The organism is Nonomuraea sp. JJY05, assembly GCF_043496855.1.
In the GTDB taxonomy this organism is placed as follows: domain Bacteria; phylum Actinomycetota; class Actinomycetes; order Streptosporangiales; family Streptosporangiaceae; genus Nonomuraea.
In genome coordinates, this window is the sequence record NZ_JBIEIS010000013.1 from 85211 (window position 1) to 100278 (window position 15068).

14 protein-coding genes are annotated in these 15068 nt (G+C 72.4%); 8 read left to right on the forward strand and 6 right to left on the reverse strand.

Going from position 1 to position 15068, the window contains the following annotated elements:
- Positions 1-48 precede the first annotated feature (48 nt).
- A complete protein-coding gene (gene cysC / locus ACFKCF_RS21965; RefSeq protein ID WP_394496171.1) occupies positions 49-1263 on the forward strand; it encodes an adenylyl-sulfate kinase in 1215 nt (404 codons plus the stop codon).
- Positions 1260-2195: a sulfite exporter TauE/SafE family protein gene (locus ACFKCF_RS21970; RefSeq protein ID WP_394496172.1), complete on the forward strand. Its 936-nt coding sequence runs from the start codon at positions 1260-1262 to the stop codon at positions 2193-2195. Before cysC ends, ACFKCF_RS21970 begins: the two co-directional genes overlap by 4 nt.
- Here the strand turns inward: ACFKCF_RS21970 and ACFKCF_RS21975 are convergent, their stop codons facing one another.
- Positions 2196-3206 (reverse strand): glycoside hydrolase family 26 protein, encoded by a 1011-nt coding sequence (locus ACFKCF_RS21975; RefSeq protein ID WP_394496452.1) that lies wholly within the window; start codon positions 3204-3206, stop codon positions 2196-2198.
- Between the two features lie 323 nt (positions 3207-3529).
- On the opposite strand from ACFKCF_RS21975, the gene ACFKCF_RS21980 reads away from it, so the two are divergent.
- The 6 genes from ACFKCF_RS21980 to ACFKCF_RS22005 are packed head-to-tail and all read left to right on the forward strand — an operon-like array spanning position 3530 to position 9986.
- Entirely contained in the window at positions 3530-4801 is a 1272-nt protein-coding gene (locus tag ACFKCF_RS21980; RefSeq protein WP_394496174.1) for a Wzz/FepE/Etk N-terminal domain-containing protein, read from the forward strand.
- The gene (locus tag ACFKCF_RS21985) at positions 4798-6078 is read left to right on the forward strand and encodes a hypothetical protein (protein ID WP_394496176.1); all 1281 of its coding nucleotides are present in this window, start codon (positions 4798-4800) and stop codon (positions 6076-6078) included. Before ACFKCF_RS21980 ends, ACFKCF_RS21985 begins: the two co-directional genes overlap by 4 nt.
- The gene (locus tag ACFKCF_RS21990) at positions 6075-6971 is read left to right on the forward strand and encodes a hypothetical protein (RefSeq protein ID WP_394496178.1); all 897 of its coding nucleotides are present in this window, start codon (positions 6075-6077) and stop codon (positions 6969-6971) included. Before ACFKCF_RS21985 ends, ACFKCF_RS21990 begins: the two co-directional genes overlap by 4 nt.
- A gap of 5 nt (positions 6972-6976) precedes the next feature.
- The gene (locus ACFKCF_RS21995; RefSeq protein WP_394496453.1) at positions 6977-7822 is read left to right on the forward strand and encodes a sulfotransferase; all 846 of its coding nucleotides are present in this window, start codon (positions 6977-6979) and stop codon (positions 7820-7822) included.
- A complete protein-coding gene (locus ACFKCF_RS22000; protein WP_394496179.1) occupies positions 7819-9075 on the forward strand; it encodes a lipopolysaccharide biosynthesis protein in 1257 nt (418 codons plus the stop codon). Before ACFKCF_RS21995 ends, ACFKCF_RS22000 begins: the two co-directional genes overlap by 4 nt.
- The gene (locus ACFKCF_RS22005; RefSeq protein ID WP_394496181.1) at positions 9072-9986 is read left to right on the forward strand and encodes a sulfotransferase; all 915 of its coding nucleotides are present in this window, start codon (positions 9072-9074) and stop codon (positions 9984-9986) included. Before ACFKCF_RS22000 ends, ACFKCF_RS22005 begins: the two co-directional genes overlap by 4 nt.
- On the opposite strand, the gene ACFKCF_RS22010 is transcribed toward ACFKCF_RS22005, so the two are convergent.
- The 5 genes from ACFKCF_RS22010 to cysD all read right to left on the reverse strand — a co-directional run bounded on the left by ACFKCF_RS22010 (position 9976) and on the right by cysD (position 15049).
- Positions 9976-11013 carry a WecB/TagA/CpsF family glycosyltransferase gene (locus tag ACFKCF_RS22010; RefSeq protein ID WP_394496182.1) on the reverse strand — a complete coding sequence of 346 codons (1038 nt, stop codon included), beginning with the start codon at positions 11011-11013 and terminating at the stop codon, positions 9976-9978. The genes ACFKCF_RS22005 and ACFKCF_RS22010 overlap by 11 nt on opposite strands.
- On the reverse strand, positions 11010-11891 hold the full coding sequence (locus ACFKCF_RS22015) for a glycosyltransferase family 2 protein (protein WP_394496184.1): 882 nt from the start codon (positions 11889-11891) through the stop codon (positions 11010-11012). Before ACFKCF_RS22015 ends, ACFKCF_RS22010 begins: the two co-directional genes overlap by 4 nt.
- Positions 11888-12784 carry a sulfotransferase gene (locus ACFKCF_RS22020; protein WP_394496186.1) on the reverse strand — a complete coding sequence of 299 codons (897 nt, stop codon included), beginning with the start codon at positions 12782-12784 and terminating at the stop codon, positions 11888-11890. The genes ACFKCF_RS22015 and ACFKCF_RS22020 overlap by 4 nt, the downstream gene beginning before the upstream one ends.
- Before the next feature lie 88 nt (positions 12785-12872).
- A complete protein-coding gene (gene cysN / locus ACFKCF_RS22025; RefSeq protein ID WP_394496187.1) occupies positions 12873-14135 on the reverse strand; it encodes a sulfate adenylyltransferase subunit CysN in 1263 nt (420 codons plus the stop codon).
- Positions 14135-15049, reverse strand: coding sequence for a sulfate adenylyltransferase subunit CysD (gene cysD, locus ACFKCF_RS22030; RefSeq protein WP_364844712.1), 915 nt, complete (start codon positions 15047-15049; stop codon positions 14135-14137). Before cysD ends, cysN begins: the two co-directional genes overlap by 1 nt.
- Positions 15050-15068: the final 19 nt, after the last annotated feature.

A 15068-nucleotide genomic window follows, 5' to 3' on the forward strand; every position in this document is an offset into this window, starting at 1 on the left:
AGACTTCATCCCTACCAATTCAATCGGAATAGTTGGGATGTTGGAGCCGTGGAGTGGACCCCCGATGCGCGCGAGCTGGCCGACCTCGAGCTGCTGCTCTCAGGTGTCTTCGAGCCGCTGACCGGGTTCCTGGGCCACGATGACCTCCACTCGGTGCACGAGCGGGGCGCTCTGGCCGACGGCACGCCGTGGCCCGCGCCCGTCACGCTCCACGTGTCCGCCGACCTCTCACCCGGCGACGAGGTGACGCTGCTCGACCCCGAGGGCCTGCCGCTGGCCGCCCTCACGGTGGCCGCCCAGGAGCCCGACGGACTGACCTCGGGGCCGATCAAGGGCCTCGGCACGCCCGAGCACGGCCCGTTCGCGCGCCTGCGGCGCACTCCGGCCGACGTCAAGGCCGAGCTCGGCGGGCGTCCCGCGCTGGCCGTCACCATGCGGGGGCCTCTCGACGACCTCTCCGAGATCGTCGCCACCGCCAAGGAGCTCGACGCGCTGATCATGCTGCTCCCCCTCTCGTACGGCGAGCCGGGCCCAGCGGTCGTACGCGCCGCGCTCCGGGCCAAGGAGAAGCTGCCGGAGGACACGATCGTCGTCTCCGTGCCCCTGGCGCCCCGCGAGGAGCCCGAGATCGACCTGGAGCTGCGCGAGCACGTCGCCACCGCCTACGGCGCCGCCGAGCACCTGGCCGGGCCCGACCCCGTGCACATCCCCGGCCCGCCGCACCGCCGCGGCCTCGTGGTCTTCTTCACCGGCCTGTCCGGCTCCGGCAAGTCCACGATCGCCCGCGGCCTGCGCGACGCGCTGCTGGAGCTCGGCAGCCGCGCGGTGACCTACCTCGACGGCGACGTCGTACGCCACCTGCTGTCCAAGGGCCTGACGTTCTCCAAGGCCGACCGCGACCTGAACATCCGCCGCATCGGCTTCGTCGCCGCCGAGGCCGCCCGCCACGGCGGCCTGGCCGTCTGCGCGCCCATCGCCCCCTACGCGGCCACCCGCGAGGAGGTGCGCGAGATGGTCGAGTCGGTCGGGGCCGACTTCCTGCTCGTGCACGTCGCGACGCCGCTGGAGGAGTGCGAGCGGCGCGACCGCAAGGGCCTGTACGCCAAGGCGCGCGCCGGCCTCATCCCCGAGTTCACCGGCGTCTCCGATCCCTACGAGGAGCCGGACGACGCCGAGCTGGTCATCGACACCACGCACATTTCGATCGACGCGGCCGTCTCCCAGGTTCTGGGAGCGCTGCGGTCTGGAGGCTGGGTTCGTTGATCGACTTCCCCCTGATCCTCGGCTCCTTCTTCGTCGCGATCGTGGTCGGGCTGACCGGGATGGGCGGCGGGGCGCTCATGACGCCGATGATGATGCTGTTCTTCAACGTCCCGCCGCTGGCCGCGGTCTCCAGCGACCTGGTCGCCTCGGCCGTCATGAAGCCGGTCGGCAGCTTCGTGCACCTGCGGCGGGGCACGGTCAACCTGCGCCTGGTCGGCTGGCTGTGCGCGGGCTCGGTGCCGGCCGCCTTCTGCGGAGTGTTCCTGGCCCGCGCGTTCGCGGTCACCGACGCGGTCAAGTACGCGCTCGGCGTGGCGCTCCTGCTGGCCGTCGCCGGCATGGCGCTCAAGAGCTGGCTCGGCACGCGGGGAGGCACGTCCAGCGCCCATGAGATCGTCGTGCGCCCAATTCCGACCCTACTGGTCGGCACGGTGGGCGGACTGGTCGTGGGTGTGTCGTCCGTCGGATCCGGATCGCTGATCATCGTGGCCCTGCTCGTCCTCTACCCGGCGCTCAAGGCCAACCAGCTCGTCGGCACCGACCTCGTCCAGGCCGTGCCGCTGGTGGCCTCCGCCGCGCTCGGGCACCTGCTGTTCGGCGACTTCAAGCTGGACCTCACGCTGTCGCTGCTCATCGGCTCGATCCCGGGCGTCTACCTCGGCGCCCGGATCTCCTCACGCGCCCCCGGCGGCCTGATCCGGGCGCTGCTGGCCATCGTCCTGCTCGCCTCCGCGCTCAAACTGCTCAACGTGAGCAACACCCTCACCGTCTGCGCCCTCGCGGCCGCCGCGGTCGTCACCATCGTCGGCTGGCGGCTGCGAGGGAGCGCCGTTGCCTGGACTGAGGAGCGTAGGGAGCGTAGCGACCAGAGCGACGCGGGAAGGCGACGGCACCCCGGCGACCGAGCCGCCTCCGCGGAGCGGAGGCCATAATCACGGCCGGGGGACGGGTGTCGAGCGGAAGTAAGGATCCCGAGCCAGTTCGGTGAACGCCCGGTCGGCTCCCGAGCCGGTGTCGAAGCTGGTGTCGCCGCGCGGCGCCTGCGGCGAGTCGAAGTACAGCAGCGCCTTGATCTGCGGATACCGCTTGATCTGCCGCCGCACCGACTCGTAGAACGCCCGCTTGAACCCCCGGTCGTCCTTCCGCTCGAACACCCCCCACTCGGCCACCATGACCGGCTTGCCGGGGAAGCGCGCCTGCATCCACCGGTAGAACCCCGGCCAGTCCGGATATTCCTTGCGGGTCTTGTTCACCAGCCCCTCGAAGTCCTCGACCCGGCCGTCGGCGTATGGGTCCATGCCGACCCAGTCGACCACGTCGTCACCCGGATAGAGGTCCTCGAACCACGGCTCCGCCGCCCAGTTGGGCGCCCCCATGTACGTCATGACCATGACGGCGTTCTTCACCCCCTCGGCCCGCAGCCTGGCCACGACGTGCCGGAACATGGCCGCGTAGTCGGTGGCCTGCATGCCCGAGCCCGACGACTCGTCCACGTCGTTCTCCGGCTCGTGGTGGAGGGTGAGGAAGAACCGCTCGGGGAAGGTGCGCCTGAGGTATCCGGCCAGCCGGTCGATCCGGGCGTCGAGCGCCCCGTCGGCGATCTCGGCCCAGGTGTGGTCGAGTGAGGGCTTCCAGTTGACCATGAGCAGCCGGGGCCTGGCCGGGTCGCGGGCCAGCCTGATCTCCGCGGGCGTGGGGAACAGCTCGCTGCCCCGGTGGTAGACGTGCACCACGTCGGCGGCGGCGCCCATGCGGGACTCGGCGCTGTGCAGGGCCTGGTCCAGCGGGGCCCCGGTGAAGACCTCCGGCGCGAGGCCCCACCAGGCGCCGCAGGACGGGATGAGCCTGGAGGTGGCCGTGCAGGAGGGCGAGCCCGAGGCTTCCTTGATCGCTACGGGCGCGCGGGCGTTGGAGCCCTCCGCCGTGGAACAGGCGGCGAGCATCGCGATCACGGCCAGAATAAGCGCCGCGTTGGTGGTGTTATGAGAAATTCCCCGTAGCTGCAAAGCCTTTCAACCCCCTCGTCGAACGACCCCCGCCTATCAAACCGGATCCTTGCCATGCCGTTCCGGGAACTTCAGCAAGTGTGCCGGGTCTCACCAGCTCGCGATGGGTATATGGCTCAAGGAATTTTCCGGACATGTCCTTTTATAACTGCCTTTACCTTGTGCCCTTCTGCAGAAAATCTTGGGTATTAGGCTTGGCTGATAATCGTCCGCCCTATAGTGGGCGCACATCTCGACGCAATTCCAGGAGACCCTCCCCAATGAGCTCCGGCACGGACCTGGACGAGCACCTCTCACTGCTGCGCAGGCGATGGTTGCTGCTGGTGGGCTGCGTCGTGTTCGGCGGCACCGCCGGCCTCGCGCTCATGCGCCTCACGCCGCCCGCCTACACCGCGACCACGCAGGTGCTGGTCATGCCGGTCGGCCCGCAGGAGCCGGCCAACCAGGTGACCAGCCGCCAGCGCGAGGCACTCAACCTCGACACCGAGGCCCAGGTCGCGCAGTCCGCCGTGGTGGCGGCGCGGGCGGCCAGGACGCTGCGGGTCGAGACACCGGAGCCCGTCGAGGTCTCGGTGCCGCCCAACTCGGCGGTGCTGTGGATCTCGGTGACGGCCGCCGACGCCGGCGTCGCCGCGGCCCAGTCCCGTGCGTACGCCCAGGCGTACCTGGCCAACCGCCGCGAGAGCGCGCTGGCCGCGCTGACCGCCCAGCAGCAGGTGGTGCTGGGCAAGCTCAAGCAGGTCAACACCGCGCTCGACGCGGTGATCAAGCAGCTCTCAGGACTGTCCAAGGGCACGCCCGAGCACACGATCGCCACCCAGCGGGAGAGCGTGCTCAACCGGCAGGCCGCCGGGCTGGCGCTGCGGTACGACGCGCTCAGGACGGTCGCGGTGACCCCCGGCACGGTCATCGGCCAGGCCACCCCGCCGACCGCGCCCAGCTCTCCCAGCCTGCCCCTCTACCTCGGCACCGGCCTCATGGCCGGGCTGCTCGCAGGCTCGGCCGCGGCCTACGCCCGTGACCGGCTCGACCGGCGGCTGCGCACGGTCGCCGACGTCGAACGGCTGACCGGCCTGCCCGTGCTGGGCGACCTGTCGAGCCCGCGCGAGCCCGGCGTGGCGCACGAGCTGGCCTGCGCCGCGGTGGCCGCCTGTCCCGGCAAGCGGCTGCTGGTCCGGATCCTGCCGCCCGACCTGGAGGAGTCCGGCGACCCGGTGGCCGTCAACATGCCTCTGACCGTGCTCGACGGCTCCGACGTGCGCGACCTGTCCAGGGCGGACGCGGCGCTGCTGCTGGTGGCGCTCGGCCGGACCACCTCGGTCCAGGTCGCGGCGGCCGTACGGCGGCTCGCCAGGCACGACGTGCCCGTCATCGGCGTGGTGACGGTGACCGACGCGCTGCCGTCGTTCGTGCCGCTGCTGGAGCCGCGCACGCACACCCCGCTCGGCAAGCTCGTCGCCACGGGCGAGCTGGACATGGGCGAGACCACCCCCATGCCCATGCACCCGCGGCGCCCCGGCCAGCCGACGTGAGCAGGGCCGCGTGGCCGATCGCGGCGCTGCTCGTCGGCTATCCGGTGTGGTGGGCGCTGGGGTTCGGCGGGCTTTCCGTGATCGTGGTGGCGGTGCCGATGGCGGTGGTGCTGTGGCGGCGCCGGCCGATCAAGGTGCCGCGCGGGTTCGGGCTGTGGCTGCTGCTGCTCGCCGGCTACCTGGTGAGCGGGCTCATGCTGTCGGAGATGCCGCCCGGCACCTACGGCGAGATCGGGCCCGGCCGGGTCGTCGGCTACGCCATGCGGCTGGCGCTCTATACCGCCATTCTGATCATGGTGCTCTACCTGGGCAATCTCACCGAGCGCGAGCTGCCGCAGGTGCGCCTGGTGCGGATGCTCGGCGTGCTGTTCGTCACGACCGTCGCGGGCGGGCTGCTCGGCGTGTTCGTCCCCTCGTTCGCGTTCACCTCGCCGGTGGAGCTGCTGCTGCCCGACTGGGTGAGCTCCAACTCGTTCGTGCAGAACCTCATCCACCCCACCGCCGCCCAGACCCAGAAGGTGCTGGGCTTCGCCTCCCCCAGGCCGGAGGCGCCGTTCGAGTGGGCCAACGCGTGGGGCAGCAACCTGTCGGTGCTGCTGGTGTGGTTCGTGGTCGGATGGTGGGTGTACGGGGGGCGGCGGCAGAAGGTCTTCGTGGCCGCCGTGGCCGCCCTGGCCGCGATCCCCGTCGTCTACTCGCTCAACCGCGGCCTGTGGATCGGGCTCGGCCTGGCCGTCGCGTACCTGATCGTCCGGGTGCGGGGCCGGACCAGGGTGGCGCTCTGCGGGGCCGTCGCGGTGGCGGCGGCGGCGTTCGCGCTGAGCCCGCTCGCGCCGCTGGTCGCGCAGCGGCTGGACCGGCCGCACTCCAACGACATCAGGGCCTTCACCGTGACGGCCACCGTCGCGGCCGCCGGCCACTCGCCGCTCATCGGGTACGGCAACACGCGCAACGCCATGGGCAACCATCGCACGATCACCACGGGCCGCACCCAGTGGTGCGAGGGCTGCGGGCACCCGCCGCTGGGCAGCGACGGGCAGCTGTGGCTGCTGATCATCACGCAGGGGTTCACCGGGGCCGTGCTCTACGTGGCGTTCTTCGCGGGCGCGATCCGGCGCCACTGGGCCGACCGCAGCCCGATCGGGCTGGCCGGGGTGCTGGTGATGGGGCTGGTGCTGCTCTACATGTTCGTCTACGACGGCCTGGTCACCCCGCTCAGCCTCTATCTCATCTCGTTCGCCCTGCTGTGGCGCAACAGCCGAGGGGAAGTCACGTGAACGACGCCGCCATCCGGCTCGACTATCTCGAGAAGACCGTGCGGCTGCTGTATCCGGGGACGGGGTCGCCCCGGAAGTACACCGTGCTGCCGCACTCCGCCGTGCCCCGGCGGATGGTGCCGCGGCGCTGGTGGCACCCCTGGCCCCCGGTCGTCGTGCCGGGCGAGGGGTCCATCGCCACGTACCTGGGCGAGGTCTTCGGGCGGCCCGTCGAGACCGTCCTGCACGTGCGGCCGGCCGCGCGGGCCAACCGCAAGCCGGTCCTGGAGGCCCGCTCGGGCGGGCGGCTGCTGGCGTTCGTGAAGATCGGAGACAGCGCCCGGACACGGGCGCTGATCACCGCCGAGGCGGCGGCCCTGCGCAGGCTGGCCGGGCTGGCGCTGGAGACGGTGGTCCCGCCCGCCGTGCTGCACCACGGCAGCTGGCGGGAGCTGGCGGTGCTGGCGCTGTCGCCGCTGCCGGTGCGGCGCGGCCGGGTGCCGCGGCCGCTGCTGCTCGACGCGGTCAGGGAGATCGCGGCCACCGGAGGGCCGTGCGCGGCCTGGCACGGGGACCTCGCGCCCTGGAACATGTGCCCGTCCCCCGACGGCCGGCTGCTGGTGTGGGACTGGGAGCGGTACGAGCTCGGCGTCCCCTACGGCTTCGACGCCGTCCACCACTTCTTCCAGCGCGCCCTGCGCAGGATGTCCCCGCCGGTCGCGGCGCGGGCGTGCGTGGCGCGGGCCGCCCGCGAGCTCGCGCCCCTGGGGATGCCGGCCGCGGTGGCCAGGCAGACCGCGCTGCACTATCTCATCGCGCTGGCCGACCGGCACGCCGCCGACGGGCACGCGCCGCTCGGGCCGCCGGAGACCTGGCTCAACCCGGCCGTCGACCACGAGGAGCTGCTCACGTGAAGACCATGAAACGGTCGGTGCTGTCGCTGTCACGCGCCACGGGCAGGATCACGTCGGGGGCCCGGGTGCTGCCGTCGTTCCTGATCGCGGGTGCGCAGCGGTGCGGCACCACCTCGCTGTACCGTGCGCTGGCCCAGCATCCGCTGCTGCTCAAGCCGGTGCTGCACAAGGGGGTGCACTATTTCGACGTCGGCTACGCGCGGGGACTGCACTGGTACCAGGCGCACTTCCCGCTGCGGATGAGCGCCGGGCTGGTCGAGCACCGGTACGGCTCGCGGGCGCTGGCGTTCGAGTCGTCCCCCTATTACGTGTTCCATCCGCTGGCCAGGGAGCGGATCGCGGCCGACCTGCCCGGGGTGCGGCTGATCGTGCTGGTACGCGATCCGGTCGCGCGGGCCTGCTCGGCCCACGCCCACGAGCTGGCCAGGGGTTACGAGACGGAGTCGCTCCTGGAGCGCGCGATCGAGCTGGAGCCCGAGCGGCTGGCGGGGGCCGAGGAGGCGATGCGCCAGTCACCCTTCTCCCCGCACCACTCCCATCGCCACCACGCCTACGTGGCCCGCGGACGCTACGCCGACCAGCTCGACCGGCTGGAGGCCCTGGTCGGCCGCGAGCGGATCCTGGTGCTCGACAGCCACCGGTTCTTCGCCGAGCCGGAGACCGCCTACGACCAGGTGCTGGCGTTCCTGGGCGTGCCGCATCTCGGCTATCCGGTGTTCGAGCGGCACAACGGTCGTCCACTGCCGCGGCCGGTGCCCCGGGCGCTGGCGCGCAAGCTGCGCGACCACTTCGAGCCGTACGACGCCCGGCTGGCGCGGTGGCTGGGCGGTGAGCCTTCGTGGCGGCGATGACCGCCGTCGCGGACCGGCGGCTGCGGCGCGGCGGGATCGCGGGGGTGCTGGGGGCGGGTTGCGGCGCGGTGGCGCAGTTCGTGCTCGTGATGGTCGTGACCAGGGCGTTCAGTCCGGCCGACGCCGGGGCGTTCTTCACGGTCACCGCGGTGGCCCTGATGGCGGCGGGGATCGCCAAGCTGGACGCGGGGAACGGGCTCGTGTTCTTCATCGCGCGGGCGAAGACCTACGACTATCTCGGTATATCCGGATATATCCGGGCGGCGCTCGTGCCCTGTGCGATCGCCTCCTGCGTCGCGGGGGTCGTGCTCCATCCGCGGCTGGGCCCGGTCGCCGCCATCCTGCCCGTCATGGTGGTGGGGGACGTGCTGCTGGCCGCCACCCGGGGGTTCGGAGCCATGCGACCCACCGTGCTCGTGGACGGGCTGCTGGTGCCTTTCTCGCAGCTCGCGCTGGTCACCTGCGCCGCGCTGGCGGGGGCGGTCTCCTGGCTGCCGCTGGCTTGGGGGGCGCCGTACGCGCTGGCGGCGGTCATCGCCTGGGCGGGGCTGCGGGGTCGGGTGCCGCGGACCCCGTACCTGCCGGGGACGGCTCGCGACCTGTGGCGGCACACGGCTCCCCGGTCGGTCGCGGGGGCGATCCAGGCGGTGTTCCAGCGGCTGGACATCGTGGTCGTCGCGCTGCTCGGCGGGCCCGCGCAGGCCGCCGTCTACACGGCCGCCACCCGGTTCAAGGTGGTCGGGCAGCTCGCGAACCAGGGGCTGGCGCAGGCCGTACAGGCTCGGCTGGTGAGCGCGCTCGCGGACGGCGAGCGGGCGCGGGCCGGTGAGCTGTACCAGACCGCCACGATCTGGCTGGTGCTGCTGACGTGGCCGGTGTGGCTGGCGTACGCGGCGCTGGCACCGTGGCTGCTGCGGCTCTTCGGCCCCACGTACGGGTCCGCGGTCCCGGTGGCGCTCGTGCTGGCGGGCACCATGATGGTGGCGACGGCCTGCGGGATGGTGGACGTCGTGCTGACGGCCGCCGGGCACACGGGCACGAGCCTGCTCAACCTGGTGGCGGCGATCACCTGCACGGTGGCGCTGGACGTGGCCCTGATCCCCGTCCACGGGGCGCTCGGGGCGGTCATCGGCTGGTCGGGCGGCGTGCTCGTCAAGAACCTCCTCCCGCTGTGGCAACTGCACCGCCGCTACGGCCTCCACCCCTTCGGCCGCCACACCCTGCCCGCGCTCCTTCACCGGAGGGTTGCATGACAGTCCTGGTGACGGGGCTTCCCAGGAGCGGTACGAGCTGGACCGGCAAGATGCTCGCCGCCGGCGGCGACCTGGTCTACGTCAACGAGCCGCTCAACCCGCAGCACCCGCCCGGCCGCTGCCCGGGGGTGCTCAGGGCCACCGTGACCCACCGGTTCCAGTACATCTGCGACGACAACGCCGCCCACTGGCTGCCCGCCTTCCGCGACACGGTGGCCCTGCGCTACCGCTGGCTCTCCGAGTTGCGCGCGAACCGCTCCCCGTACGACCTGGCCCGCCTGCTGCGCTACGGCACCGCCTTCGCCTTCGGCCGCCTGGCGGGCCGCCGGGCGCTGCTGGACGACCCGTTCGCGGTGCTGAGCGCGGGCTGGTTCGCCGCTTCCCTGGGCTGCCGGGTGATCGCGCTGGTGCGGGATCCGGTGTCGTTCGTGGCGAGCTGGCAGCGGCTCGGATGGACGGTCTACTTCCACGAACTGCTCGAACAGCCGCTCCTGGTCCGCGACCACCCCGAGCTGCTGGAGCTGCGCGCGCTGGTCGGCTCCCAGGACCGGATCGCCAAGGCGGCCGCGCTGTGGCGGGCGACCCGCGCGATCCTGGAGCGCACGCCCGGCGTCCGCGTCACCTCGTACGAGTCGCTGGCCGCCGACCCGCTGACCGGCTTCCGCGGCCTGTACGCCTATGCCGGCCTGCCATGGACACCCGAGGCCGAACGCCGCATCACGCGGGCCTGCACGGGCCCCTCCGGGGCGGGCACGGGGTTCGCCCGGTCGGGCCTGTCCCGCACGGGGTTCGCCTGGTCAGGCCTGTCCCGCACGGCCTACCGCCCCATGGACTCCCGCCGCGCGCTCGACGACGCCGCCCGAGGGCTCAGCCCGCAGGACGCCGCCCGGGTCCGCGCCCTCACCTCATGAGGCGGGTGACCAGGCTGCTTCCCAGCAGCCGTACCGCGAACGGCAGGTCGTCGACCAGATAGCGGCGCGCCAGCCGCCCCGGCTCGCAGCCCAGCCGGTACGCCCACTCCAGCCCGGCCCGGCGCATCCATTCCGGCGCCCTGGAGACCGTGCCGGCGGCGAACGCGATCGCCGCCCCGCACCCCACGAACCACGCCTCGGGCAGCTCCTCCCGCAGGTCGGCGATGAGCCGGTCCTGGCGGGGGAAGCCGAGCCCGACGAACACCACCCTCGGCCGGGCCGCCGCCACCATCCTCCGGACGCGCGCGCTCCCCTCGGGGGTGGTGTCGAAGTGGTACGGCGGCGCGTGCACCCCGCACACCTGCAGCCTGGGGTGACAGCTCGTGAGCTCCTTGGCCGCCCTGCGTGCCACACCAGGGGGGCCGCCCAGCAGGTAGACGGGCCAGCCCCGGCGGGCGGCGAGCTTGCTGAGCGACCAGATGAGATCCGCGCCCGTGACCCGCTCGGGCACCGGGGTGCCGAGCAGCCTGGACGCCCACACCAGCGGCATCCCGTCGGTCACCACCAGCTCGGCGGTGCGCACGAGCTCCCGCAGGGCGAAGTCGGTGGCGGCGGCGCGGCAGATGTCGACGTTCGGGGTGACGATCCGGCCGCCCCTGCCGGACTCCAGCTCGGCCTCCACCCACCGGACCACCTCGTCCTCGGTGAGCGCGTCCAGCCCGATGCCACCCACCCGCACCCGCTCCCACCAGCGGCCGGGCGCCACCACCCCGTCACCGCCGGTCGCCCGCACCACCGCGCGCGCCTGGCTCGAAGCGGCCATCCGCCGTCCCCCGGCCTGCGCCGCCCGCTCCCCCGCGCGGCCCTCGGGTGGCGCGGCCGGTGGCGGGCCATCGAGGGGCGGCGCCGCGGGAAGCGGCGGATCGCCGGGCGGCCCGTCGAGGCGTGTGGGGGTGGCGTCCTGATGTGGCGCCTCGGGGAGGCGCTGGAGCGGGACGTGCGGAGTGGTGGTCTCGGAGCGAGTCAAATGCCGTGCCCCCTACGGTGAAGGGCGGAAAGAACCGCCGGCGCGGAGATGAGGCCGGCCGCCACCGCCAGGGCGATCGGGGCGCGTGGCTCCCCGGCCCGGGCCCTCATGGCGCGCAGGGCCCAGCGGGCGGCCTCGCGGCGGTGCCCGAGCGCCGCGTGGCCGAAGGCCAGCTGGCCGTAGACCCGTGCCGCGCCGCGCGGGTCCACGGCCAGTTCGGGGTGCCGGGCGAGCATCCAGTCGAGCCCGGCAATGCGGTCCGCCCATCGGGCGACATAGTGGGATCCACCCCAGCGCACCTGGACGAGCGGGCGGTCCACATGGGTGATCGGCCGGCGTCCGGCGGCACGCAGGGCCAGGTCCCAGTCCTCGTTCTGGCCGCCCGGGGCGCTCTCGTCCACCCGCAGCGCGCCGCGCTCGAACAGGAACGTCGACGAGTGCACCATGACCATGCGCGAGCGGACCAGGTCGTCCGCCGTCACCGTGTCGCACCCGGCCAGGCGGGTCACGCGGCGCTGCCCGTACTCCACCTCGATGCCGCAGCTCGCGAACTCGCCGCCGCGCTCGCCGAGCGCCCGCGTCTGGGCGGCGAGCTTGCCGGGCAGCCACACGTCGTCGTCGTCGCAGAAGGCGACGAGGTCGGTGTCGCAGGCAGCGATGCCGGTGTTGCGGGCGCCGGGGAGGCCCGGGGTCAGCGTGTTCGGCAGGACCCGGACGGAGGCCGGCACCTCGATGTCCTCAGGGGCGGCGCCGTCGGCGACCACCACCACGGACAGGCGCCCGGGATAGTCCTGGGCCAGCGCCGACTCCACCGCCTCACGCAGCTGCGCCGGGCGGTCACCGCGGGTCGGGATCACCACGCCTACCGAGGGGCTCATGCGAACCCCCGATAGCCGTAGCGGGCCCTGAGCGGCAACGTGAGGGCATTGACCACCCGCCGGTCGCCGTCACGCAGGCCCGTCACCCACGCGTCGTCCCGGCGCAGCTCGATCCGCCCCACGTGGAAGCGCATCGGGTTGCCGGACGCGGTGTGGGAGGGCCCGAGCCAGGCCGTGCGGCCCTCCAGGAACGGCAGCTCCGGCTCCGCCAGGCCGAGCCCGAGTGCCAGGGAGCTGAGCGTGGGCCCGGGCTCGGCGAGGAGGTCCTCGTAGCGGACCCTGGTGACGCGGGCCCCGCGCCCCGGCAGGAGCTCGAGCGCGGCGTTCTGGGCCGTCCAGTGGACGGCGGTGTGGGCGGGCCGCCACCGGGTCATGGGCCGACCGTCCTCGGGGCGCCGCACCGTCCTGGCCCAGGAGTGGGCGACGGCGCGCGGGTCCCTGACCACGTGGACGATCCGTACGTCCACCCCGGCGGCCACGAGGCAGCAGGCCAGCGACGCGTGCTTGCTGGAGTCGATCACGACCGACGCGCCGGCGGCCTCGTACAGGAGCCGGTACGCCTGCACGTACTCGGCCAGGTCGGGATGCGCGATCCGCGCGATCCTGCGCGTGCGGTCGACCCGCCGCCGCAGCGTCAGGACCTTGCCCGCCAGCGCCGGGCTCCATCCGCCGAACGCCCGCTCCCCCACCTGCCGCCAGAAGGGACAGTCGGGAAAGGCGACGCCGCACCCGCAGAGCTCCCCCGCGAGCACGCCCCTCTCCCACAGGTGCACGACCTCACCGAGCGCGACCACCCCCGGCAGCTCGCCCAGGAGCCGCTCGAGCAGTGTGGTGCCACTGCGCCCGAGGCCGCCCAGGTAGATGACCCGGGTGGTGCTTTCGCGGTCGGTCACGAAAAAGGGCCTTCGCGTCGTGAACACGGAACGCGAAGACCCTATCGCGGAGAGTAACCAGAGGTCGGTGAACCCCTGAAAGATCTACCTACCGGGCGTCGATGACCATGCCGGCGCCGACGGTGCCGTTCGTGGCCTCGTCCACGAGGATGAAGCCGCCGGTGAGCCTGTTGCGCGAATAGTCGTCCACGAACAGCGGCTGGGTGACCCGCAGCGACACCCGCCCGATCTCGTTGAGGCCGAGGGAGGTCGCCTCCTCGTCGCGGTGCAGGGTGTTGACGTCGAGCCGGTAGTGCAGGTCGCGCACCATGGCGCGGGCCGTACGGGTGGTGTGCTTGATCGTCAGCTTGGAGCGCGGCGTCAGCTTGAGCCCGTCGGCCATCCAGCAGACCATCGCCTCCAGCTCCTGCGCCACCTGCGGCTGGTTGTTGGGCCGGGCGATCATGTCGCCGCGCGAGACGTCGAGGTCGTCCTCGAAGCGCAGCGTCACCGACATGGGCGGGAACGCCTCCTCCACCGGCCCGTCGTAGGTGTCGATCGAGGCGATGCGCGTCGTGAGCCCCGACGGCAGGTGCACCACCTCGTCGCCGGGCTTCAGCACGCCGCCCGCCACCTGGCCCGCGTAGCCGCGGTAGTCGTGGAAGGCCTGATCGGTGGCCCGCTGCGGGCGGATCACGTACTGGACGGGGAAGCGCACGTCGACCAGGTTGCGGTCGGAGGCGATGTGGACGTTCTCCAGGTGGTGCAGCAGCGACGTGCCGAGGTACCACGGCATGTTCTCGGAGCGCGAGACCACGTTGTCGCCGTTGAGCGCGGAGATCGGGATGAAGGTGAGGTCGGAGACGTTCAGCTTGGAGGCGAACGCCGTGAACTCCTCCCTGATCTCCTCGAACCGCTCCTGCGAGTAGCCCACCAGGTCCATCTTGTTGACGGCCAGCACCAGGTGGGGCACCCGCAGCAGCGTGGTCAGGAACGCGTGCCGCCGCGACTGCTCCAGCACGCCCTTGCGGGCGTCGATGAGGATGATCGCCAGGTCGGCCGTGGAGGCGCCGGTGACCATGTTGCGGGTGTACTGGATGTGGCCGGGCGTGTCGGCGATGATGAACTTCCGCCGGGGCGTCGCGAAATAGCGGTACGCCACGTCGATCGTGATGCCCTGCTCGCGCTCCGCCCGCAGGCCGTCGGTCAGCAGCGACAGATCGGTGTATTCGGTGCCCCGGTCACGCGACGTGCGCTCGACCGCCTCCAGCTGGTCCTCGAAGATCGCCTTGGAGTCGTAGAGCAACCGTCCGATGAGGGTGGACTTGCCGTCATCGACACTTCCCGCCGTGGCAAAGCGAAGAATGTCCATTAGAAGTAGCCCTCCCGCTTACGGTCTTCCATCGCGGCCTCGGACGAGCGGTCGTCGGCCCTGGTGGCCCCGCGCTCGGTGATCCGGGTGGCCGCGATCTCCTCGATGATCTCCTCGACCGTGGCGGCCGTGGACTGCACGGCGCCCGTGCACGTCATGTCGCCCACGGTGCGGTAGCGCACGACGGCCTCGAACAGCGGCTCGTCCTCGCCCCGCTGGACGACGTCGGAGTCGGGCAGCAGCATGCCGTCGCGCTCGAACACCTTGCGGGTGTGGGCGAAGTAGATGGAGGGGATCTCGATGCCCTCGCGCCTGATGTAGTCCCAGACGTCGAGCTCGGTCCAGTTGGACAGCGGGAAGACGCGGATGTGCTCGCCCTTGCGGATGCGCGAGTTGTAGAGGTTCCACAGCTCGGGGCGCTGGTTCTTCGGGTCCCACTGGCCGAAGTCGTCGCGGAAGGAGAAGACCCGCTCCTTGGCGCGGGCCTTCTCCTCGTCGCGGCGCGCGCCGCCGAAGACCGCGTCGAACTCGTGCTCCTCGATCGCGTCGAGCAGCGTGGTGGTCTGCAGGCGGTTGCGCGAGGCGCGCCGCCCGGTCTCCTCGACCACGCGCCCGGCGTCGATGGAGTCCTGCACGCTGGCCACGATCAGCCGCGCGCCCAGCTCCGCGGAGCGGCGGTCGCGGAAGTCGATGACCTCGTCGAAGTTGTGGCCGGTGTCGACGTGCATGAGCGGGAACGGGATGGCCGCGGGCCAGAACGCCTTCTCCGCGATGCGGAGCATGACGATCGAGTCCTTGCCTCCGGAGAAGAGCAGACAGGGACGCTCGAACTCGGCCGCCACTTCGCGCATGATGTGAATGGCTTCGGCCTCGAGCACGTCGAGCTGCGACGTCGTGTAGTCGCGCTGGAGCATGGGAGCTTCCTCCGGCGGT

Coding starts and splice junctions, on each gene's coding strand:
- ACFKCF_RS21975 (WP_394496452.1), bottom strand. CDS start 3,206: ATGCTCGCCGCCTGTTCCACGGCGGAGGGCTCCAACGCCCGCGCGCCC.
- ACFKCF_RS21980 (WP_394496174.1), top strand. CDS start 3,530: ATGAGCTCCGGCACGGACCTGGACGAGCACCTCTCACTGCTGCGCAGG.
- ACFKCF_RS21995 (WP_394496453.1), top strand. CDS start 6,977: ATGAAACGGTCGGTGCTGTCGCTGTCACGCGCCACGGGCAGGATCACG.
- ACFKCF_RS22000 (WP_394496179.1), top strand. CDS start 7,819: ATGACCGCCGTCGCGGACCGGCGGCTGCGGCGCGGCGGGATCGCGGGG.
- ACFKCF_RS22005 (WP_394496181.1), top strand. CDS start 9,072: ATGACAGTCCTGGTGACGGGGCTTCCCAGGAGCGGTACGAGCTGGACC.
- ACFKCF_RS22015 (WP_394496184.1), bottom strand. CDS start 11,891: ATGAGCCCCTCGGTAGGCGTGGTGATCCCGACCCGCGGTGACCGCCCG.
- cysN (WP_394496187.1), bottom strand. CDS start 14,135: ATGGACATTCTTCGCTTTGCCACGGCGGGAAGTGTCGATGACGGCAAG.
- cysD (WP_364844712.1), bottom strand. CDS start 15,049: ATGCTCCAGCGCGACTACACGACGTCGCAGCTCGACGTGCTCGAGGCC.